The sequence below is a fragment of the Luteibacter sp. dw_328 genome, from assembly GCF_018449605.1.
Taxonomy (GTDB): domain Bacteria; phylum Pseudomonadota; class Gammaproteobacteria; order Xanthomonadales; family Rhodanobacteraceae; genus Luteibacter.
The window spans coordinates 473,332-493,115 of the sequence record NZ_JAAVUW010000001.1; the positions used below are offsets into that span (position 1 = coordinate 473,332).

Annotated in this window: 21 protein-coding genes; 15 read left to right on the forward strand and 6 right to left on the reverse strand. The window is 64.3% G+C overall.

All coding sequences use genetic code 11. The features are described from left to right. Positions 1 to 75: 75 nt before the first annotated feature. The 3 genes from HB634_RS02175 to HB634_RS02185 all read left to right on the forward strand — a co-directional run bounded on the left by HB634_RS02175 (position 76) and on the right by HB634_RS02185 (position 3,036). Positions 76 to 720: a nucleoside/nucleotide kinase family protein gene (locus HB634_RS02175; RefSeq protein WP_063573212.1), complete on the forward strand. Its 645-nt coding sequence runs from the start codon at positions 76 to 78 to the stop codon at positions 718 to 720. Continuing rightward, positions 704 to 2,128 carry a sugar porter family MFS transporter gene (locus HB634_RS02180; protein WP_063573211.1) on the forward strand — a complete coding sequence of 475 codons (1,425 nt, stop codon included), beginning with the start codon at positions 704 to 706 and terminating at the stop codon, positions 2,126 to 2,128. Before HB634_RS02175 ends, HB634_RS02180 begins: the two co-directional genes overlap by 17 nt. 65 nt (positions 2,129 to 2,193) lie before the next feature. Beyond that, on the forward strand, positions 2,194 to 3,036 hold the full coding sequence (locus HB634_RS02185; RefSeq protein WP_213947343.1) for a helix-turn-helix transcriptional regulator: 843 nt from the start codon (positions 2,194 to 2,196) through the stop codon (positions 3,034 to 3,036). An 11-nt stretch (positions 3,037 to 3,047) separates the two neighbouring features. Here HB634_RS02185 and HB634_RS02190 read toward each other — a convergent pair whose 3' ends face one another. Continuing rightward, positions 3,048 to 3,890 carry an MnmC family methyltransferase gene (locus HB634_RS02190; protein WP_213947344.1) on the reverse strand — a complete coding sequence of 281 codons (843 nt, stop codon included), beginning with the start codon at positions 3,888 to 3,890 and terminating at the stop codon, positions 3,048 to 3,050. Between the two features lie 152 nt (positions 3,891 to 4,042). On the opposite strand from HB634_RS02190, the gene HB634_RS02195 reads away from it, so the two are divergent. After that, positions 4,043 to 4,591, forward strand: coding sequence for a hypothetical protein (locus HB634_RS02195; protein ID WP_213947345.1), 549 nt, complete (start codon positions 4,043 to 4,045; stop codon positions 4,589 to 4,591). Here HB634_RS02195 and HB634_RS02200 read toward each other — a convergent pair. Beyond that, positions 4,588 to 5,640, reverse strand: a complete 1,053-nt coding sequence (locus HB634_RS02200; protein WP_213947346.1) for an alpha/beta hydrolase — start codon at positions 5,638 to 5,640, stop codon at positions 4,588 to 4,590. The two genes, HB634_RS02195 and HB634_RS02200, sit on opposite strands and share 4 nt — an antisense overlap. 144 nt (positions 5,641 to 5,784) lie before the next feature. Between HB634_RS02200 and HB634_RS02205 the strand changes: the two genes are divergently transcribed. Together HB634_RS02205 and HB634_RS02210 are read left to right on the forward strand one after the other, a co-directional pair. Further along, positions 5,785 to 6,141, forward strand: a complete 357-nt coding sequence (locus HB634_RS02205) for a ribonuclease E inhibitor RraB (RefSeq protein ID WP_213947347.1) — start codon at positions 5,785 to 5,787, stop codon at positions 6,139 to 6,141. Positions 6,142 to 6,208: 67 nt separating this feature from the next. Further along, positions 6,209 to 8,149: a PAS domain-containing sensor histidine kinase gene (locus HB634_RS02210; protein ID WP_213947348.1), complete on the forward strand. Its 1,941-nt coding sequence runs from the start codon at positions 6,209 to 6,211 to the stop codon at positions 8,147 to 8,149. A 4-nt stretch (positions 8,150 to 8,153) separates the two neighbouring features. Here the strand turns inward: HB634_RS02210 and HB634_RS02215 are convergent, their stop codons facing one another. Next, entirely contained in the window at positions 8,154 to 8,786 is a 633-nt protein-coding gene (locus HB634_RS02215) for a TMEM175 family protein (protein ID WP_063571448.1), read from the reverse strand. A gap of 89 nt (positions 8,787 to 8,875) precedes the next feature. Between HB634_RS02215 and HB634_RS02220 the strand changes: the two genes are divergently transcribed. After that, on the forward strand, positions 8,876 to 9,412 hold the full coding sequence (locus HB634_RS02220) for a YaeQ family protein (protein ID WP_213947349.1): 537 nt from the start codon (positions 8,876 to 8,878) through the stop codon (positions 9,410 to 9,412). A gap of 4 nt (positions 9,413 to 9,416) precedes the next feature. On the opposite strand, the gene HB634_RS02225 is transcribed toward HB634_RS02220, so the two are convergent. Continuing rightward, positions 9,417 to 10,535, reverse strand: a complete 1,119-nt coding sequence (locus HB634_RS02225) for an NADH:flavin oxidoreductase (RefSeq protein ID WP_213947350.1) — start codon at positions 10,533 to 10,535, stop codon at positions 9,417 to 9,419. 189 nt (positions 10,536 to 10,724) lie between these two features. Here HB634_RS02225 and HB634_RS02230 point away from each other — a divergent pair, with 189 nt between their 5' ends. Genes HB634_RS02230 through HB634_RS02265 form a run of 8 tightly spaced genes read left to right on the forward strand, consistent with a single transcriptional unit; the run spans position 10,725 to position 17,586 of the window. Then, positions 10,725 to 11,498: an alpha/beta hydrolase gene (locus HB634_RS02230; RefSeq protein ID WP_213947351.1), complete on the forward strand. Its 774-nt coding sequence runs from the start codon at positions 10,725 to 10,727 to the stop codon at positions 11,496 to 11,498. 26 nt (positions 11,499 to 11,524) lie between these two features. Continuing rightward, entirely contained in the window at positions 11,525 to 13,171 is a 1,647-nt protein-coding gene (mdcA, locus tag HB634_RS02235) for a malonate decarboxylase subunit alpha (RefSeq protein WP_213947352.1), read from the forward strand. Between the two features lie 10 nt (positions 13,172 to 13,181). Next, a complete protein-coding gene (gene mdcC, locus HB634_RS02240; RefSeq protein ID WP_213947353.1) occupies positions 13,182 to 13,499 on the forward strand; it encodes a malonate decarboxylase acyl carrier protein in 318 nt (105 codons plus the stop codon). Next, entirely contained in the window at positions 13,496 to 14,395 is a 900-nt protein-coding gene (locus HB634_RS02245; protein WP_213947354.1) for a biotin-independent malonate decarboxylase subunit beta, read from the forward strand. The genes mdcC and HB634_RS02245 overlap by 4 nt, the downstream gene beginning before the upstream one ends. Then, positions 14,382 to 15,116: a biotin-independent malonate decarboxylase subunit gamma gene (mdcE, locus tag HB634_RS02250; RefSeq protein ID WP_213947355.1), complete on the forward strand. Its 735-nt coding sequence runs from the start codon at positions 14,382 to 14,384 to the stop codon at positions 15,114 to 15,116. The genes HB634_RS02245 and mdcE overlap by 14 nt, the downstream gene beginning before the upstream one ends. Next, entirely contained in the window at positions 15,091 to 15,762 is a 672-nt protein-coding gene (mdcG, locus tag HB634_RS02255; protein WP_213947356.1) for a malonate decarboxylase holo-[acyl-carrier-protein] synthase, read from the forward strand. Before mdcE ends, mdcG begins: the two co-directional genes overlap by 26 nt. A 20-nt stretch (positions 15,763 to 15,782) precedes the next feature. Further along, on the forward strand, positions 15,783 to 16,643 hold the full coding sequence (gene mdcB, locus HB634_RS02260) for a triphosphoribosyl-dephospho-CoA synthase MdcB (protein ID WP_213947727.1): 861 nt from the start codon (positions 15,783 to 15,785) through the stop codon (positions 16,641 to 16,643). 10 nt (positions 16,644 to 16,653) lie between these two features. Next, positions 16,654 to 17,586 carry a malonate decarboxylase subunit epsilon gene (locus HB634_RS02265; protein WP_213947357.1) on the forward strand — a complete coding sequence of 311 codons (933 nt, stop codon included), beginning with the start codon at positions 16,654 to 16,656 and terminating at the stop codon, positions 17,584 to 17,586. Here the strand turns inward: HB634_RS02265 and HB634_RS02270 are convergent. After that, the gene (locus tag HB634_RS02270) at positions 17,570 to 18,970 is read right to left on the reverse strand and encodes a heavy metal sensor histidine kinase (RefSeq protein ID WP_063572100.1); all 1,401 of its coding nucleotides are present in this window, start codon (positions 18,968 to 18,970) and stop codon (positions 17,570 to 17,572) included. The genes HB634_RS02265 and HB634_RS02270 overlap by 17 nt on opposite strands. Beyond that, positions 18,970 to 19,650, reverse strand: coding sequence for a heavy metal response regulator transcription factor (locus HB634_RS02275; protein WP_063572099.1), 681 nt, complete (start codon positions 19,648 to 19,650; stop codon positions 18,970 to 18,972). Before HB634_RS02275 ends, HB634_RS02270 begins: the two co-directional genes overlap by 1 nt. Between the last annotated feature and the right edge of the window lie 134 nt (positions 19,651 to 19,784).

Here is a 19,784-nt window from a genome sequence, read left to right on the forward strand (position 1 = left end):
GTTTGCGGCAAGAATTTCATTCGTTCATAACATGACGACCGTTAGCTTTCATGGCAGGTATCCGCTGGTGAGAGCATGATCGACAACAAGGTTCGCGAGCGCGTGGACGCGCTCATGGCACGCGGAGGACGCCGGATTCTCGGTATCGCCGGTGCACCCGGAGCAGGGAAGTCCACCCTGGCAGCGCAACTGGCTGCCCACTTGGGCAAGGCCGCCGTCATCGTTCCGATGGACGGCTTCCACCTTGCCAACGCCGAGCTCAAGCGACTGGATCGCGCCGAGCGCAAAGGCGCCCACGACACGTTCGACGCCTTTGGCTATGTCGCCTTGCTGCGACGTCTTCGAAGTCCGGTCCCCGGTGAAACCGTCTATGCCCCCGCCTTCCATCGTGAGATCGAGGAGGCCGTGGCCGGCGAGATTCCCGTCGCCGCCGATGTGCCGCTGGTGATTACGGAGGGCAATTACCTCCTGCTCGACGAGGGCCCATGGTCCGGCATTCATGGCCTGCTGGACGAGGCCTGGTACGTCGATGTCGACGGCCAGCAGCGCAAGGCCCAGTTACTGGCGCGCCACATGCGCTACGGGCGAAGTCGGGACGACGCGCTGGACTGGATCGAAAACACCGACGAGCCGAATGCTCGCCTCATTGCCGCGACCGCCGGTCGCGCTGACTTCCGGGCTCGCGTCGAGCTGGAGATGAACCATGCGCACAGTGAGTGACACGATGGATGCCCCTGCGACAGCCACGCCACATCTGGGGTTGGTCGTAGGTATCGCGGTGGTTGCCGCCCTCGGCGGACTGTTGTTTGGCTACGACACCGGCATCATCGGCGTCGCGCTACTCGGCCTTGGCCGGCAATTCGCGCTGGACGACACGGCCAAGCAGCTGGTGACCGGTGCCATCATCTTCGGCGCGCTGTTCGGCTGCCTTGGCACGGGCCCGCTGTCCGATCGCTTCGGCCGGAAGCGCATGGTGGTCTTCGTCGGCGTGCTGTTCGCGCTCGGCTCGATCGCATCGGCGATGTCGCCGAACGTTGAGCTGCTGATCGCCTCGCGTTTTCTGCTCGGTCTTTCCGCAGGCAGTTCCACGCAGATCATTCCGGTGTACATCGCCGAGGTGGCGCCCCCACAGCATCGCGGCAAGATGGTGGTGCTCTTCCAGTTCATGGTGGTGTTCGGCATCACCATCGCGTACTTCACCGGCTTTGTACTCGGCGAGCATTGGCGCTGGATGTTCGGCCTCGGCGTCGTGCCGGCCATCGTGCTGTTGCTGGGTATGCTGGTGTTGCCGGAGAGCCCGCGCTGGCTGGTGGTGAAGGAACGTCAGCGCGAAGCGATCAAGGTCCTCGAGCGCGTACGTGGCAACCACGCCGCCGCGGAGTCCGAGGTGGCCGAGATCCAGACCGTGACCCAGAACCAGGAGGTCGGTACCTGGAAGGATCTGTTCAAGCCGTGGATCCGTCCCGCAGTCATCGTCGGCGCGAGCATCTCCATGTTCTCGCAGATCACGGGCAACAACGCGCTGATCTATTACGCACCGACCATCCTTACCAAGGCGGGTTTCTCGGACAAGGCGGCCGTACTGGCCACCGGCGGCAGTACCATTCTCGTTGTCATCATGACCGTGGTCGGCAGCTTCCTCGTCGATCGTATCGGCCGGCGCAACTACCTTCTGTGGATGATTCCCGGCTCCATCGTCGCGCTGGCCCTGATGGGATTCCTGTTCCAGGGCGCAGGTCCGACGACGGACTTCAGCCGCTGGGCGGTGGTCGCCTGCCTCGCTGCCTACCTCATGCTCAATTGTGGTGGCTTCGGCGTGTGCATCTGGCTGATCAATTCCGAGGTCTATCCGCTGTTTGTGCGAGGGAAGGGCGCGAGCCTGGGTGCCTTCAGCCATTGGTTCTTCGACCTCATCGTCACGCTGACCACGCTGTCGCTGGTGACCTGGCTTGGCGCCGCACATACGTTCTGGCTCTACGCGGTAATCTCGCTGTTCGCCCTGGTGTTCATCTACTACCTCGTGCCCGAGACGAATGGCAAGAGCCTGGAACGCATCGAGCACGAGTTGCGGGAGAACCGGTTCTATCCGTACCAGCAACGCCGGGCGGAAGCCGGTGGCGCGAAGTAGAAGGTCGATGCCCCCTGATGCCGGGCGCTATGTCCCTCGATGGTCGAGAGGGACATAATCCCGGCATGAGCATTCCGGCAGACAATCCGCTCGGCAGTTACCTGAAGGATCGCCGCGCCAAGCTCGATCCCGCTGCCTTCGGCATGCCGACCACGCGCAGGCGCACGCCGGGCCTTCGACGCGAGGAAGTCGCACTGCGCGCCAACGTCAGTGCCACCTGGTACACGTGGCTGGAGCAGGGGCGCGGCGGCGCGCCTTCCACCGACGTATTGAATCGCCTCGCCGCTGCCCTGGCCCTGACGGCCGTGGAGCGCGAACACCTGTTCCTCCTGGCACAGAACCGGCCGCCCGAGGTCATCTACCAGCCCTCCGAAACGATCTCCCCGCAGTTGCAGCGTGTGCTCGATTCGCTGGAGACGAGCCCGGCGATCGTCAAGACCCCGCAGTGGGACATCATCGGCTGGAACGCCGCGGCGGCGGCCGTGCTCACCGAGTACGGTTCGCTGCGGCCCGACCAGCGCAACGTGCTGAAATTGTTATTCGCAAGCGATCGCGTGCGTAACAAGACTCGCCACTGGGAAGATCATGCACGCTTCGCTGTGGCGGCGTTTCGCGCCGACATCGCCCGCCTCGGCGCGACGGATCGCGTCAGGGGCTTCGTGGATGAGCTGATTGCGTTGAGCCCCGAGTTCGAAGCGATCTGGAACGATTACGACCTGCAGAGCTACGGCGAAGGGACGAAGCAGTTCGCCCATCCGCGCGTCGGCGAAGTCACGCTGGAATATTCCGCCTTTGCGGTCGACGGTCGGCCCGAGCTTGGCCTGATTATCTATACGCCGGCCACGGCCCTCGACAGGGAGCGCGTGGCGACGCTCGTCGAGGCCAGGCACGCCGCCCGATCCGCCTGACACCGCCTGTTTCAGCGGCGGATGGCGAGCACCCCGTCCAACGCAAGCGCCGCCTTGAATCCGGCTTTCTCCAGGCGCTTTTCCACCTCACGGGGTACGTCGCGACCGCTGGTGAGCTTGTTCGGGCTACCCGTGTAGTGAAACAGGCGACCGCCTCGGCGGAGGACGCGTGCCAGTTCGTTGTAGAAAACCTGCGAGTACAGCTCGCCGGCAATACCGAAGCGCGGTGGGTCGTGCAGCAAGGCGTCCACCGACGCATCCGGGATCTGCGTGATCGCCTGTGACACATCACCATGGGTGAGTTGCAGGCGCCCTTCGCTGGATGCGGCATCGGGATCCGGTGACCAGGGATTCAGCGTACGCAACCAGAGCACATCCTCGTTTTTTTCGAACGAAAGAATGCGTGCCACACCGCTTTCCAGGCAGCACGCCGCAAAGTAGCCCAGGCCCCCACAGGTATCGAGCACCGCCTTGCCGCGTGGTTCGACGAGCGCGACCTTGCGACGTGCGTCCTCGATGGGGGATTCCTTCGAGGTAGGCAGCATCTTGATGCCATCGATCTCGAACGTTGGTGCGCCCCATGACGTCGGCACCAGCTTGATCAACGAACCCGAGAAGCGCGACACCGGCGAGAACTCATCGCCATCCCAGAAGTAGATCGTGCGGTCCTTGAGCTTGCCCGGATAAGGGTAAACGTGGCCCTGCCTTTCCCAGGCGTCCGCCCGAAGGCCGACGCGTTCTTCGCTGCGCCCCAGATCCATCGATCCCGTCCAGTCGAGCGCCCCCGCACCGCGCGCGTCCCATAGCGCCTGGGCTAGCGGGAGCGTCAGCAGCGGGCCGGAATAATGGGACAAGAGAACTCCTGACACCGCGGCAGGCGGCGAAAAAAACGGGGGTGGGGGTCGCCATTCTAAGGTTCTGGCCGGCTATGCGTACAAGTACGGATGGAACGGGGTCCGCACACGGTGCCTAATGGATGTCGACGTTGACGCAAGGATGACCGGGCATGCGCGCCGCAATGCTCATCTTGGTGGCTGTTTCCCTGCCGGTGGCGGCATCCGCTGCCGCGCCACCTGGCGCTGCACATGCCGTTGCTTCCGTGCATGCCAGCGCGCCAGCCACCTTGACCCTGGGTATTCCGGCGCCCACCCGTGGCGTCGCGCCGGTCGCCGCCGAACTCATTCCACCGATTCCGTACACCGCGCAAACCGTGGCCTTCGTAAAGACCTTCGTCGTCACGGCAACGTACGACGATAAACCGTACCGCGTCATGGTTGTCGTGGTTGACTCGCAAGGCCTCGTCTATTCGACCTCGCAACAGGGCAGTCGGGCCGTAGAAGACGCCGAGAGCCGCGACGAACTAAAGGTCAGGGTGACGAGCCTCTCGCCTGTCGTGTTCGACGTGGCCGTTCGCAAGGCGGACGCCAACGTCACCGCCACGCGTGACCGCGTCGCGGTGGGCGATCTGGAGCAGGGCCACTCCGCATTCGCACTTCGCGATAACAAGCTGGCTGTGTCCGTGGAGAGGCTCGAGGACGAAGTCGACCTGCGTTAGACCTTGTCGACGTCGATGATCGCTTTGGCGAACGCCTGCGGTGCCTCTTGCGGCAGGTTGTGCCCGATGCCGCCGGTGATCAGTCGGTGCTCGTATTTGCCGGTGAACTTCTTCGCATAATTGGCGGGATCCGGATGCGGTGCACCATTGGCGTCGCCTTCCATCGTGATCGTCGGTATGCCGATGGACGGGAACGTGGCGAGCTTCGCTTCCAGCGCGTCGAACTGCGGCTCACCCTCCGCAAGGCCAAGGCGCCAGCGATAGTTGTGGATCGATACCGCAACATGGTCGGGGTTGGTGAAGGCAGGTGCCGAGCGTTCGAATGTCGCGTCGTCGAAGTGCCACTGAGGTGACGCCTGTTCCCAGATCAGGCGGACGAAATCCCGCGTGTGCTGGGCATAGCCGTCGCGCCCCCGCTCGGTGGCGAAATAGAACTGATACCACCACTGCAGTTCCGCTTTCGGCGGCAGCGGCTTCTTGTTCGCCTCCTGGCTGCCGATGAGGTAGCCGCTCACGGAGACCATCGCCTTGCAGCGCTCGGGCCAGAGCGCGGCCATGATATTGACCGTGCGGGCGCCCCAGTCGAAGCCGCCGAGGGTGGCTTTCTTGATCTTGAGGGCATCCATCAAGGCAAGGATGTCGGCGGCGATCGCAGCCTGCTGGCCGTTGCGCGGGGTATCTGCCGAAAGGAACGTCGTGCTGCCATAACCACGGAGGAAGGGAACGATCACCCGGTATCCCGCTGCCGCGAGGATCGGGGCGACATCCACGAAGCTATAGATGTCGTAGGGCCAGCCATGGACGAGAATGACCACCGGCCCCCTGGCCGGGCCGTCTTCGGCGTAACCGATATCGAGGACGCCGGCCTTGACCTGCTTGAGGCTGTGGAACGATGTCGCTCCGGCGAGGGGTGTCGTTCCGGTGGCCGGCGCTGGAACCGTGCCGGGTTTCGAGCTGGCAATAGCGTTCATCCCGAACGGGGCGAACGCCATGCCCAGGGCCGTGGCACCGACAAAATGCCGCCGTTTCCGATCGAGTTCATCCGACATCGCTGGCCCTCCTGAAAACACTGGAAAACCCACGATAACGTCGCCACGCACCGGGTGATTGCATGCAACACTTCGACAGGTACAGCCGGATACAAAAAGTCGTCTTCGCAGTATCCTGCGTCGCTTCTTACAGGAAATGCCGCCGTGATCGAGAAAAAACAGCTTGAGTTGATGTTCGAACAGATCGCCGACAACACCGACTGGGACCTGTCCGCACCGCTGATCTGGGGTTTCTTCTTCACCGACGCCTCGGCTGAAAAACTTCGTGCCGTCGTGCCCGCCCTCGAACAGGACGGCTACCGCTTCGTCGACGTCTTCCTGGCCGACAAGGACGAGCCAGCCGTCGCGGACCTGTGGATGCTCCACGTCGAGAAAATCGAAGTGCATACGCCGGACAGTCTCGACCAGCGCAACGACGCCTTGTACCGGTTTGCCGCCGAACACGAACTGGGTGCGTACGACGGTATGGATGTCGCTCCGGTCGATGCCGAGGAAGACTGACCGGCGATCACCCATCATGTGAAGGCGCCTTCACGGGGCGCCAGACGAGAGGCAGTACCTTCGCACCATGCATACCCCCACCTCTTCCGTGACCATGGACGATTCCGCTTACCGTCGTCTGGTCGAAGGCATCTCTGACTACGCGATCTTCTGGCTTCAGCCGGGGGGCACCGTGGCCACGTGGAATGCCGGCGCCTTCCATGCGACCGGATATACCGCCGATGACATGGTCGGCGCACCGTTCTCCTTGCTCTTCTCTGGCGACGACAGCGCGGCGGGAGTGGCCGACACCTTGCTGAAGGTGGCACTAAGCGAAGGACGTAGCGAACTCGACGGTTGGCTGGTTCGCAAGGACGGCTCGCGGTTCTGGGCGCAGATCCTGGTTGACCCGGTGCGCGATGACGACCGGCCGCTCGGCTTCGGCGTGGTGATGCGCGACCGCACGGAACGCAAGCGCGTCGAGGAAGAACTGCGGAGGAGCCAGGAGCAGTTTCGTGTGCTGGTTCAGGGCGTGGCCGACTACGCCATCTACATGCTGGATCCGGGCGGACACGTGACGAGCTGGAATTCCGGTGCCGAGCGCATCAAGGGATACACGCCCGACGAGGTCATAGGACGTCACTATTCGGCCTTCTTCACCCGCGAAGATGTTGCCCGCGGTGAACCGATGACGAACCTGGCCGCCGTGGTACGCGAGGGGCGCATCGAAACCGAGGGCTGGCGACAGCGCAAGGACGGCAGCCGCTTCTGGGCGCACGTGGTCATCGACCGTATTACGGACGACGCCGGCGAGCTGATCGGATTTGCGAAGGTCACGCGCGACGTTACCGAACGGCGTGCGGCTGCCCTTGCACTGGAAGAAGCCCGTGAAGCGTTGTTCCAGTCGCAGAAGCTCGAGGCAGTCGGCCAGCTCACGGGGGGTGTCGCGCACGACTTCAACAACCTGCTGATGGCGGTGCAGGGCAATCTGGAATTGATGCGTGACCACGCCGAACTGCCCGAGCGGCTCAATCGCCTCGTGGGCAACGCATTGACCGGTGTGCGGCGTGGCGTGACCCTGACGCAGCGCATGCTCGCCTTTGCGCGCCGGCAGCAGCTGCACGTCGAACCGGTCAACGTGGTCACGCTGATATCGGGCATGTCGGATCTCCTTCGAACCTCGCTGGGTCCGTCGATCGCGATCGAAGTCCGCTTTCCGCTGTCACTGCCCGAGGTGATGGGTGACATCAACCAGCTGGAGCTCTGCGTCCTCAACCTCTGCGTCAACGCGCGTGACGCGATGGCCGAGGGTGGCGTGATCACCATTCGTGCCGTGACTGACGAGGTTATCCACTCGCAGACCCTTGCTATTCCGTCCGGCAGGTATGTGAAGCTCTCGATCGCCGACACCGGCAGCGGCATGGATGCCGCGACGCTTGCGCGGGCGACGGAGCCTTTTTTTACGACCAAGGGCGTTGGCAAAGGCACCGGCCTGGGCCTGTCCATGGTTCACGGGATCGCCCAGCAATTGGGTGGTGCGTTGCAACTGGAGAGCGGCGAGAGCACCGGCACGACCGTCACGATCTATCTCCCGGTCGCGCCGTCGGTGCCTGGCGCTCTCCAGGAAGTCGCCCCTGTCGTTCCCCAGCGCGCGATCCGGCACATTGCGGAAGAACAGGGGCCGTTGCCTGTGATTCTGGTCGTCGACGACGACCCGCTCGTGTTGTCCACGGCCGTCGAGATGCTCAACTACGCGGGATACGATGCGCGTGGAGCTTCCTCGGGCCATGAAGCACTTCGACGGCTGGAAACGCTCGACGAACTCGTTGCCGTGGTGACGGATCACGCGATGCCCGGCATGACCGGATCCGAATTGGCTGCCGAGCTTGCTAACCGCCGCCCGGGCCTGCGCGTGGTGCTGGCGAGCGGTTATGCCGAGCTGCCGGCGGTTTCCACCGGCATCGCCGTGCAGCTGCAGAAGCCGTTTGGTCGCGACGCCTTGCTGGCCGCCATTCGCGGCACGGGGTGACGCCTCAGGGCTGATCCTGGGGCACCACGATCGCGGGCGCCTTCTTCATGCGTGCCAATAGCATGACGAAGAACGGCGTCACCATGAGCGGCAGATTACTCAAGCCGGGCCACCAGATGGCGATGACGATCGCCAGGGCCGCCATGCACGGCATGCCCAGGCTGCGGCGGATCGCGACAGCGACATCGTCCGTGGTGACATCGTCGTACAGATACGGCGGCCGGAGCGTGCGTTTGACCAAGCGGTACTGGCACAGGCCCGCTACCAGCAGGGTGAAGGCGTAGAACATCTGGGGCACGCGGTCGGTGAAGTGGGTGCTCATCAACGCCGTCGGGAACGGGATGAAGGCAACCAGCATGAGCAAGGTCAGGTTTGGCCAGACGATGGCCGGATCGTAGTGGCGGAGTCGGCCGAAGGTGCGGTGATGCGCCGCCCAGAGGGCCCCGACGACGTAGAAGGTCAGGACGAAGCCGACAAAGTGGGGAATGAGGTTGGCCAGTGCCTGCACCCAGGCCTCGTCCGTGCTCACGGCCGGCTCCGGCACCTTGATGTCGATGACCAGCAAGGTCATGGCGATGGCGAAAACGGCGTCCGAGAAGAACGTGAGCCGTTCGACCTGTTGATCCTGATGCGACATGCGACCCACCCCCCCTTTGGAACCCCTGGCCCGATCATCCCGCGGGCCGTGGCCAAGGGGAAGGGGACGGAGTCCTGTAGAATCGCCCCATGGCACTCAAATCCACGGTCTTCAAGGCCGATCTGCAGGTCAGCGACATGGACCGGCACTATTACCAGGCGCACCCCCTCACCATCGCCCAGCACCCGTCGGAAACCGACGAGCGGATGATGGTCCGGGTGCTGGCATTCGCCCTGAACGCGGATGACTCACTGGCCTTCGGCAAGGGCATCAGCTCCGAGGACGAGCCGGATCTGTGGCGCAAGGAACTCACTGGCGAGGTGGACCTGTGGATCGAGGTCGGCCAGCCCGATGAACAGCGCATCCGCCGTGCAGCGGGCCGCGCCAACCGCGTCATCGTCTACACGTATAGCGGACGCAGCGCCGAAGTCTGGTGGAAGAAGACCGCGGCCGCCGTGGCTCGCACGAAGAACGTTTCGGTGATCGACATCGCGCCGGCCACGGTCGAAGCGCTCGCTGCCCTCACGCAGCGAACGATGCAGATCCAGTTCATGGTCCAGGACGGCCAGGCCCAGATCATCAGCGGCGACACGGTACTGCCCGTCGAGCTGACGACGCTGGCCTGACGCGTCAGAGCAGCTCGGACATCGCGGCCGGGCTGAAGGGTTTCATGCCGGCCGCGTCGCCGGTACGAACCTTCGATACCCAGTCCGGATCGTTGAGCAGCGCACGACCGACAGCGACCAGATCGAATTCGTTGCGCTCCAGGCGCGCCATCAGCTGGTCGAGCCCGACCGGTGACGAGCTCTCGCCGGCGAATGCCTTGAGGAAGTCGCCGGAGAGGCCAACGGATCCCACCGCGATCGTCGCGGCGCCGGTCAGCTTCTTTGCCCAACCCGCGAAGTTGAGACCCTCGGGGCCATCGACGTCGGCAAACTCGGGCTCCCAGAACCGCCGCTGCGAGCAATGGAGCACGTCCACGCCAGCGGCGACCAGCGGCGAAAGCCAGGCCTGCATTTCGGCAGGCGTGTGTGCCAGCCGCGCGTGATAGTCCTGCTGCTTCCACTGGCTGACTCGCAGTAGCAACGGCATGTCCGGGCCGATCGCGGCGCGAACCGCTGCCACGACCTCGCTGGCAAAACGTGAACGCTCGGCGAGCGTGGCGCCGCCGTACCGGTCGGTGCGCGCATTCGAACCACTCCAGAAGAATTGGTCGATGAGGTAACCGTGGGCGCCGTGCAGCTCGACCACGTCGAAGCCAAGCGCTTTCGCATGCGCAGCGGCGTTGGCAAACGCCGTGACCGTGTCGGCGATATCTTCGTCGGTCATGGCCTTGCCGTTCGCATCGCCGGGACCGTTCAGGCCGGAGGGACTTTCCGTTGGCGAACCAGGCGCCCAGCCATACCTGCCACGCGTGGCGCCGGTATGCCAGATCTGCGGGCCCATCTTCCCACCGGCCGCATGGACCCCGTCGATGACGCTACGCCAGCCATCGAGCGCTGCATCCCCGTAGAACGAAGGGATGTTCTGTTCATTACGTGAAGCAGGGCGATCGACGACCGTACCCTCGGAAATGATCAGGCCCACGTCGGCTTCCGCGCGTCGGCGGTAGTAGGCCGCGTTGGCTTCGCCGGGCACGCCCTTCGCTGTAAAGAGCCGGGTCATGGGGGCCATCACGATACGGTTCTTGAGTTGGACGCCCTTGATGGTGAACGGCTGGAACAGCGGATCGACGGAAGCTTCGGACATGCTGGCTCACAGGGAGAGGCGATGAGGACAGCGTACTCGGGCGTATGGTGAATTTGAAGCCAATGCCCGTCGCTTGGACGCTCCGACGGAATGCTTACGAGTTTGTCATCCGGGGGCCAGTCTTCGGTAACCCCCGCGGGCGCAGCATGATTCCACGGTCGAATCGCACCGCATTCCGAGAGCACGACGATGATGAACAAGACGACGAAGGGTTTTCTTCTCTCTGCCGGCCTTCTGCTGGGCGCCGCGATCATGAGCGACCCCGCGGCCGCCGCCACGCCGGTGAAGAACATCGTGCTGGTCCATGGCGCGTGGGTAAACGGCAGTGGTTGGAAGCCCGTCTACGAGATCCTCGCCAAAGACGGTTACCACGTCTCCATCGCCGAGCACCCCCTTACCTCGTTCAACGACGACGTGACCGCCGTAAAGCGCATCGTCGACATGCAGGAAGGCCCGACCATCCTCGTCGGCCATAGCTACGGTGGCGCGATCGTGACCGACGTCGGCAACGATCCCAAGGTCGTTGGGCTGGTTTACATCGCTGCGCACGCGCTGGACCAGGGCGAGACCGAAGTCGCCAACGGCAAGCTTTACCCGAACAAGACCAAGGCGGTGAAGAAGACGGCCGACGGGTTCACCTATCTCGATCCGGCGTTCTATCCCGCCGACTTCGCCGCCGACCTGCCCAAGCCCCAGGCGGAATTCGAGGCCCAGGCGCAGGAGCTCACGGCGGCCGAAGTGTTCACGGTGCCCGCCGGCCAGCCGGCCTGGAAGACCAAGCCCACCTGGTATGCGGTGGCCACGGCCGATCGCATCATCAATCCGGACCTGGAGCGGATGTACGCCAAGCGCGCACACGCCCACACTATCGAGGTCCAGGGTGCGAGCCACTCCGTGTACGAATCGCACCCCAAGGAAGTCGCCGCGTTGATCGAGGACGCAGCACGTAACGCCATTCCGTAAGCGATCGAACGTCTCCGGAGAGAACCATGACGGTCTGGGATAGCGGAAGAATCGCACGAGCATCGAGACTGCAGGCCGGTGCCAGATATGCCAAGGGCAAGCACGTTGCAAGGAAGGACGCGACAGCTCTGCTGGAAGCAGTCATCCAGCCGGGTGACCGCGTGTGCATCGAAGGCGACAACCAGAAGCAGGCCGATATGCTGGCGGCGGCACTTGCCGCCGCGGACAGCGGCAAGCTGCACGACCTGCATATGGTCCAGTCAGGTGTCGTGCTGCCGGAACACCTGGATATCTTCGAACGTGGGATTGCCAGGCGGCTGGACTACGCGTTCTCGGGTCCACAGTCGCAGCGCATCGCCAGGCTGCTGTTCGGCGGCAAGATCGAGCTGGGCGCGGTGCATACCTACCTCGAGCTGTTCGCCCGCTACTTCATCGACCTGACACCGCAGGTGGCGTTGATCGCTGCGGTGAGCGCGGATCGCGAAGGCAACCTGTATACCGGGCCGAATACCGAAGATACGCCGGCCATTGTCGAGGCCACCGCGTTCAAGGACGGCATTGTCATCGCCCAGGTGAACGAGGTGGTCGATAAACTGCCTCGCATCGATATTCCCAGTGACTGGGTGAACTACGTCATCGAAAGCGACAAGCCGTTCTACGTCGAACCGCTCTTCACGCGGGATCCTGCCGCCATTACGGAGACGCAGATCCTTACCGCCATGCTGGCGATCAAGGGCATCTATGCGCCGTACGGCGTACAACGCCTGAATCACGGCATCGGGTTCAACACGGCAGCCATCGAACTCTTGCTGCCGACCTATGGCGAGCGCCTTGGTCTCAAGGGAAAGGTGGCAAGCTATTGGGCGCTCAATCCCCATCCCACGTTGATTCCTGCCATCGAATCGGGCTGGGTCAAGCAGATCCACAGCTTTGGCTCCGAAGTGGGCATGGACGATTACATTCGTGCCCGTTCGGACGTCTATTTCACGGGCCCCGATGGATCGCTGCGGTCCAATCGCGCGTTCTCACAGGTGGCCGGCCTGTATGCCTGCGACATGTTCATCGGCTCGACCCTGCAGATCGACCTCCAGGGCAATTCGTCCACCGTGACGACCGACCGGGTGGCCGGCTTCGGCGGCGCCCCGAACATGGGCAGCGATGCCCGCGGACGTCGTCACCCGAGTGAGCCCTGGCTGCGCGCCGGCAAGGAAGCCGATCCGGATAGCCCGGCCCTGATGCGCCGCGGTCGCAAGCTGGTCGTGCAGATCGGCGAGACCTTCGGCGACAAGAACGTTCCCCTGTTCGTGGAGCATCTCGACGCCATCGAACTCGCCCGCAAGCTCGACCTGGATCTCGCGCCGGTGATGGTCTACGGCGACGACGTGACCCACATCGTGACCGAGGAGGGCATCGCCAACCTGCTGCTCTGCCGCGACAACGACGAGCGCGAGCAAGCCATTCGTGGCGTCGCTGGGTACACGGCCATCGGTCGGGCCAGGGACGCGAAGATGGTGCAACGTCTACGCGAGCGCGGTGTCATTCGTCGCCCTGAAGACCTTGGCATCGATCCACTGGATGCCGATCGCCGGATGCTGGCCGCCAGCTCCATCAAAGATCTCGTGCGCTGGTCCGGTGGCCTGTACGCGCCGCCGTCCCGGTTCAGAAACTGGTGAGGAGAGAATCATGGAAAAACTTACGTATCGACACGTCGCCGCGCTTCGTGCAAAAGGCACGCGTGACCAGGCAATCGTTGGCGTCGTCGCGTCCGGGAACCTCGAAGTCCTGGTCGAGCGCGGCCTCCCCGATGGCGAATGCGAGGTAGAGATTCGCACTCCCGTCGAGGGCTTCGGCGATGTCTGGAGCGCCGTGGTCGTGGATTTCGTCGGCCGCAGTTCGCCGGGTGGCCTGAAGCTCTCGATCAACGATGGCGGCGCACGTCCCGACATGGTTGCCTTGCGCCTCGCCCAGGCCGTGCGTGCCATCGAGGGAGAGCGCTCATGAGCAGCCCAAGCTGGTTCGAGGCGAGTGCCCGCCAGCGCGTCAAGGAGATGCTCGACCAGGACAGCTTCGTCGAATTCATCGGCCCGGAGCAGCGCGAGACGAGTCCGCACCTGTCGCTGTTCGACCTGCCCGAACAGTTCGACGACGGCATGATCGTCGGGCGCGGTTTGCTCGATGGGAAGCCGGTGTTTATCGCCGCGCAGGAAGGTCGCTTCATGGGGGGCGCGTTCGGTGAGGTACATGGTGCCAAGTTGACAGGGCTGCTTCGCGCGGCTCGCGACGTCGGTTCCATCCCTGTCGTGATCCTGTTCGATACCGGCGGAGTGCGACTCCAGGAAGCCAATGCCGGTGAGCTGGCTATCGCCGAGATCATGCGCGCCGTGGTGGAAGCGCGTCTTGCCGGCGTGCCGGTGGTCGGCCTGGTCGGTGGGCGTGCTGGCTGCTACGGCGGCGGTGGTCTCACCGCGGGCAGCTGCTCCGCGCTCGCCGTCTCCGAGCAGGGGCGTATCAGCGTGTCGGGACCCGAGGTCATCGAGACCAACCGTGGCGTCGAGGAATTCGACTCGAAGGACCGCGCGCTGGTCTGGCGCACCATGGGTGGTAAGCAGCGTTACCTGATCGGTGGCGCCGACGTCTTCGCCGACGACACCGTGGCCAGCTTTCGCGACGCGGCACGCTATGTCATCGAACATGCCGCTGCGCTGGACCTGGACACACTCCAGGCCGAGCAAGTGCGTCTCGAGCAGCGCATCGAGCGCTTCGGCGCCTGTGCGGATGCGATCGACATCTGGCGGTCCATGGGCGCAGCGGATCCGCAATCCCTTCCGGGAATGGCTTTCGAAGACTTTGTGGCCCTTGCCGACGGGCTGAAGGAGACACGTCATGTTGCTCGCTGACATCCTCGCCTCGCTGTTTCCCGGCGGGCATGAGGTGATTGTCCAGGGCGGTCTTGCCTCCGGCCGGGGGACGCTACCCTCGGGTAGCCAACTGGCCGTGATCGGCGTGGACGGGCGCTTGCCGGTCGGCATCGACGAAGCGGCACGACTCGCGCGTCACGTGCTGGACGTGACCACGAGCGGGAGCAACGATCCGATCCTGGTTCTCGTCGACAGCGACAGCCAGCGCATGAGCAAGCGCGACGAGATGCTCGGCCTCAGCGAGTACCTGGCGCACCTGGCGAAGTGTCTCATCCACGCGGATGCACACGGCCATCCGACGATCGGTTTGCTCTACGGTCACACCGCGGCGGGCGCCTTCATCGCAACAGCCCTGGCAACGCGCGTGCTGCTGGCGCTGCCCGGTGCCGAACCGGCCGTCATGGACCTGCCTTCGATGTCGCGCGTGACCAAGCTGCCGATCGAGGTCCTGCAGGAGAAGGCGAAATCGACGCCGGTCTTCGCACCGGGGCTGGATAACCTCGCGCAGACCGGCGGCGTGGCAGCGGTGCTGGATCCGACGCGCTCGTTGGCCGACCAACTCGAGGCGGTACTGACCACAGTCGCGGGCACCGGCCTACAGGCGGACACCCGTGACCAGCTCGGTAAGCAGCGGCAAGGACGTCCCAAGGCGGCCGATATTGCGGAGCGCGTTCGTGAACTCGCCCTCGCATCCGTTTGATACGCCGCTGAGGCGGCATCAACTCGTCACGGTCGTTCCCGCTGCCTGGGACCGCCTGTTGAGCGTGCGGGCCGATCTCGCCGACGAGCCCCTGCTGCGGGAATGGGCTCGGAACGCTTGGCCACTCGTCGTGCGGCGGCCGCTTCCGGGAGAAGGCGAAGGGATCCCCTTGGGATTGCCCTTGCCCCCGTGGGCGGGCAAGCGCCGTATCGCGCTGCAAATCAACGTCGACGACATCGCGGCGCTCATGCCGTTGCCCGCCTTGCCCGATGTGCTCGGCACGGCGCCGGACGCCTGGAAGCCCTGTCTGCGCGAACTGATCGCGCTTGCCCTTCGGTACGACGTGGACGCCCGCGTGTTCGGCAGCCTCGCATGGCAATGGCTGACCGGCTTGAACTACGTTGCGCCGGGGTCCGACGTGGACCTCACATGGACGGTGCCTCGCCGCCATCGCATCGGCGGTTTCCTTGACGAACTCGCCGCGCTCGATGCGCGCGCTCCCGTGCGCATCGACGGCGAAGTACTGCGCGCGGATGGCGCGGGTGCCAATTGGCGAGAGCTACATGCCGGTGGCGAGATCGCCTTGAAGACAGCGAACGACGTCGTGCTTGTCACGCAACATGCTTTCCTCTTAGCCTTCGCATGAGCACCCAGCCCAATCTGTCCATGGTTCCTGCGACGACAAGCCTCCCCGCCGCCTCATTAGCCACGCGGGTCGCCGAGCAAGCCCGACGAGCGCTTTGTCAGGAGGTTCACACCTGGCCCAAGCCCGGGCTCGTCAGTCACGTGGACACGGGCAGTCATTCGGACATGGACGCCGCGACGTTCAATCGCAGCGCAGCGGCGATCGCACCCTTCCTTGCCGAACTCGTCGAAGCGGGTATCCGGAACGAAGATATGCCGGCGCTGCGGAAGATCGGCCTCCGTGCGGAAGTGGCGATGCTTTGTGCCACCGGCGGCGTCAACACGCACCGCGGCGCCATCTTCGGCATGGGCTTGCTGTGTGCGGCCGCGGGACTGCGTGCGGCCGGCCATGTGGCGGCTGGGCTATCGCTGGGTGACAGCGTTGTGTTGCGTTGGGGTCACGACATCCTGGGCGGTCCGCGCCTGTCGTCCAGCCACGGCGAAGTGGTCGGGCGCCGCTATGGGGCCGGCGGCGCAAGGCGGGAAGCGGCGATGGGCTTTCCGACCGTCTACGATATCGCCATGCCCGCATGGGTCGCGGCAAGCATCCTGGCGCAGGGCGACGACGAGGCTGCGAGGGTGCAGGTCTGTTTCGTCCTGATTGCCGCGCTCGAAGATACGAACCTGCTGCATCGCGGTGGCAGCGAAGGGCTGCGGTTCGCCCGTGAGCAAGCGGCATCCTTTCTCGATCGGGGCGGGATTGGCCAGGACGACTGGCGTGCCCGTGCCGAGGAGATTCATCACGCTTTCGTCGACCGGAACCTCAGCCCCGGCGGTGCCGCGGACCTGCTCGCGATGACCCTCTTCGCGGCGGACCTCGACGGGGCAGGGCTATGCGACTAAGAGAGCTTCTATGCGTATAGCCCTACTTTGCTCGGGACAGGGCGGTCAGCATGCCGGGATGTTCGAGCTGACGAAAGACGCAGCCGAAGCGTTGGATATCTTCGCGATGGGCGCGACCTTGTTTGGAGAAGACCCTCGTCGCTGGGTGAAGACGGCCAGCGAGGAAGCCTTTCGCGAGAACCGTCACGCGCAGCGGCTATGCGCGATCCAGACGTTGACGGTCGCGGCAGCGTTAGCGCGTGACCTTCCTCCGGAACGTTGCATCGCCGGTTACAGCGTTGGCGAAGTGGCGGCGTGGGGTGTAGCTGGCCTGTTGACGTCCAACGAAGTCCTCGAGCTCATCGGCGCCCGCGCCGACGCCATGGACCGGGCGCGTGAGGGCGAGCAGGGCATGCTGTTCGTGCGCGGGCTCGACCGGTCCGTCGTGGACGCCCTGGTTGACCAACGCGAGGCTGCCCTTGCCATCGTCAATCCGGGTGACGCCTATGTGCTGGCGGGCCTTGCGTCGGCGCTCGACGCTATCGCGGCAGACGCGCGGCAGAAGGGCGCGTCGCGCGTGGTGCCGGTGAGGGTTGGCATCGCCTCCCATACCCGCTTCATGACGGAAGCCAGCGCAAGCTTTCGGCAGCGACTGGCCAGCGTCGCCGTGGGCCGCACGGTGTCCTACGGCACGCGCCTGTTCAGCGGCATCGACGGGGCACCGGTGCTCGAGGTCTCGCAAGGGCTGGACAAGCTGGCACGGCAAATCTCGCAGCCGGTGCAATGGAAGGCTTGCCTGGATGCATGCGTCGAAGCGGGCGCCGACGTGTTCCTGGAACTCGGTCCGGGCAGGGCACTCGCCGACATGGTCTCCGCCACGTACCCCGGTGTTGCCGCGCGCAGTGTCGACGAATTCAGGTCGCTCGATGGCGTGCGTGCATGGCTGGCTAGTCGGGGATCGTGACCCGGGGAAAGCGCAGCGTGAACCGGGTGAGGCCTTCGAGTTCACTCGTTGCCAGCACATCGCCGCCATGCAGATCCATGATGCTCTTGACGATCGACAGCCCCAGGCCGGTAGACATGTTGGAGTCGGTGCGCGACCGATCCACGCGGTAGAAGCGGTCGAAAACCTTTTCGAGATGATCGGGCGCGATGCCCGGCCCCGGATTCTCCACCGATACGCTCACGCCGGTCTCGGTCGTCGTCGCGATCAGCGAAAGTGTCGCACCGGACGGCGTGTAACGAAGGGCGTTCGATAGCAGGTTGCTCACAGCGCGACGGAAGAGGTCACGGTCGGCGTAGACGGTGGCGTGCGCATCGATCCGAACCACGACGCCGGCGTCCGAGGCGATGCCTTCGTAATAGTCGGCAAGCAGATGCAGTTCTTCGTTGGTGTCGATAACGAGACGCTGCAAGGCGAACTGGGGATTCTCGGCACGTGCGATGAATAGCATGCTCTCGATGCGCTGGCTTACCCGGTCGCACTCCTCGATATTCGAACCGAGAAGCGATTGATACTCGGCCACGCTGCGCGGACGGCTCAGCGCGACTTCGTTGCTGCCACGGAGGATGGCGACCGGTGTGCGCAGGTCATGCGCGAGGTCCACCGTGAACTGCCAGAGGCGGTCGAAGCCTTCCTCCAGGCGCGTGAGCATGTCATTGAGCGCGTGTGCCAGCGCATGTAGCTCCGCCGGGGTGTTCTCCGCGGAAAGCCGCGTACTCAGGCGGTGTGCGGTGACCGACGAGGCGCTCGCTGTCATGGCGCGTAGCGGACGCAGGGCGCGGTGGATCAGCAGGTAACTGAGTACGGTGGCTGCCAGTGTGCCCAGCAAGAGGGCTATCACGGTGTCCCACCGGTAACGCAGGAGCAGGACGGACCGGTCCGCCATGGAACGGGCCACCGTCACCGTAACCATGCTCCCGTCCTTCAGCGCCGCCAGGGTGGATACGCCACGAATTTCCCCGTCGCCGTCGTTCCAGGAGCGGATATCGGTCACTGTAAGGCGCTGGTCAGCCGGCGCGACAGCCTGTGCCTGCACCGTGAAGTGGGAGAGGTCGTGGTCGACGAGAACCTTACCGTCCTTGTCCGTGATGCGCAGTGCGTTCTCGGTATCGCCGAGCACGCTCCAGGTCAGCCGTGCCTGGTGCGCGACGAGATCGTCCGTCGAATCGAGTTCGCCGACGAACCGGCGCAGGTGCCGCGCGGACAGCACGAGGTTGATCTCATCCTGCTGGTAGATGCGCCGGTACACCGCGTTCATCAGCAGCACGCCCACCACGGTGAAGCAGACCACCGTGATGACCACGAAGGTGCCGGTGAGGCGGGCTTTCAGTGACAGGCGAAGCATCAGCCGTCCTCCGCTTCCACGTCGAGCACGTAACCCATGCCGCGAACCGTATGGATCAACTTCACGTCATGGCCGTCGTCGATCTTTGCGCGCAGCCGGCGAATGGCGACTTCGACGACATTGGTGTCACTGTCGAAATTCATGTCCCATACGTAGGACGCGATCTGCGTGCGACTGAGCACTTCGCCGCGGCGACGACCCAGCAGCTGCAACAGCGAGAATTCTCGCGGGGTGAGATCGACGCGCTGCCCACCACGACGGACACGCCGACGCACGGCATCGATCTCCAGGTCACCGATATGCATGTGATCGATGTCGCGTGGTGGTCCGCGGCGGAGCAGGGTGCGTATGCGCGCCAACAGCTCGACAAACGCGAACGGCTTGACCAGGTAGTCGTCGCCGCCGAGTTCAAGGCCCTTTACCCGCTCCTCGATCTCGTCGATGGCCGTCAGGAACAGGACAGGGGTATCTTTCTTGACCCGAAGGTTCTTGAGGACCGCCCAACCGTCCATGCCCGGCAGCATCACGTCGAGCACGACCAGTGCATAGTCTTCCTCGAGGGCCAGGTGCAGACCGTCGACACCGTTGGACGCGATGTCCACGGTAAAGCCTGATTCTTCGAGGCCCTTCTTCAGGTACTCGCCGGCTTTCTTTTCATCTTCGATCACAAGCAGACGCATGACGGTTCCCGCGTTGTATGAGTCGAATCATACGGAGTGCGGCGGGGAACCGCGATTACAGTATCGTCAGCTTCGCGCAAGGCAGGGTCGGCCGACGATGGCCATGGATGTCTGATCCGTGTCCGGTAGGAGCC

What these genes read in the sequence shown, in the direction of transcription:
- mdcC (WP_213947353.1), top strand. Translation starts at nt 13,182, where the DNA reads ATGGAAAAACTTACGTATCGACACGTCGCCGCGCTTCGTGCAAAAGGC.
- mdcB (WP_213947727.1), top strand. Translation starts at nt 15,783, where the DNA reads ATGGTTCCTGCGACGACAAGCCTCCCCGCCGCCTCATTAGCCACGCGG.
- HB634_RS02270 (WP_063572100.1), bottom strand. Translation starts at nt 18,970, where the DNA reads ATGCTTCGCCTGTCACTGAAAGCCCGCCTCACCGGCACCTTCGTGGTC.
- HB634_RS02195 (WP_213947345.1), top strand. Translation starts at nt 4,043, where the DNA reads ATGCGCGCCGCAATGCTCATCTTGGTGGCTGTTTCCCTGCCGGTGGCG.
- HB634_RS02230 (WP_213947351.1), top strand. Translation starts at nt 10,725, where the DNA reads ATGATGAACAAGACGACGAAGGGTTTTCTTCTCTCTGCCGGCCTTCTG.
- mdcA (WP_213947352.1), top strand. Translation starts at nt 11,525, where the DNA reads ATGACGGTCTGGGATAGCGGAAGAATCGCACGAGCATCGAGACTGCAG.
- HB634_RS02180 (WP_063573211.1), top strand. Translation starts at nt 704, where the DNA reads ATGCGCACAGTGAGTGACACGATGGATGCCCCTGCGACAGCCACGCCA.
- HB634_RS02185 (WP_213947343.1), top strand. Translation starts at nt 2,194, where the DNA reads ATGAGCATTCCGGCAGACAATCCGCTCGGCAGTTACCTGAAGGATCGC.
- HB634_RS02245 (WP_213947354.1), top strand. Translation starts at nt 13,496, where the DNA reads ATGAGCAGCCCAAGCTGGTTCGAGGCGAGTGCCCGCCAGCGCGTCAAG.
- HB634_RS02225 (WP_213947350.1), bottom strand. Translation starts at nt 10,535, where the DNA reads ATGTCCGAAGCTTCCGTCGATCCGCTGTTCCAGCCGTTCACCATCAAG.
- HB634_RS02175 (WP_063573212.1), top strand. Translation starts at nt 76, where the DNA reads ATGATCGACAACAAGGTTCGCGAGCGCGTGGACGCGCTCATGGCACGC.
- HB634_RS02200 (WP_213947346.1), bottom strand. Translation starts at nt 5,640, where the DNA reads ATGTCGGATGAACTCGATCGGAAACGGCGGCATTTTGTCGGTGCCACG.
- HB634_RS02210 (WP_213947348.1), top strand. Translation starts at nt 6,209, where the DNA reads ATGCATACCCCCACCTCTTCCGTGACCATGGACGATTCCGCTTACCGT.
- HB634_RS02215 (WP_063571448.1), bottom strand. Translation starts at nt 8,786, where the DNA reads ATGTCGCATCAGGATCAACAGGTCGAACGGCTCACGTTCTTCTCGGAC.
- HB634_RS02220 (WP_213947349.1), top strand. Translation starts at nt 8,876, where the DNA reads ATGGCACTCAAATCCACGGTCTTCAAGGCCGATCTGCAGGTCAGCGAC.
- HB634_RS02275 (WP_063572099.1), bottom strand. Translation starts at nt 19,650, where the DNA reads ATGCGTCTGCTTGTGATCGAAGATGAAAAGAAAGCCGGCGAGTACCTG.
- mdcE (WP_213947355.1), top strand. Translation starts at nt 14,382, where the DNA reads ATGTTGCTCGCTGACATCCTCGCCTCGCTGTTTCCCGGCGGGCATGAG.
- HB634_RS02265 (WP_213947357.1), top strand. Translation starts at nt 16,654, where the DNA reads ATGCGTATAGCCCTACTTTGCTCGGGACAGGGCGGTCAGCATGCCGGG.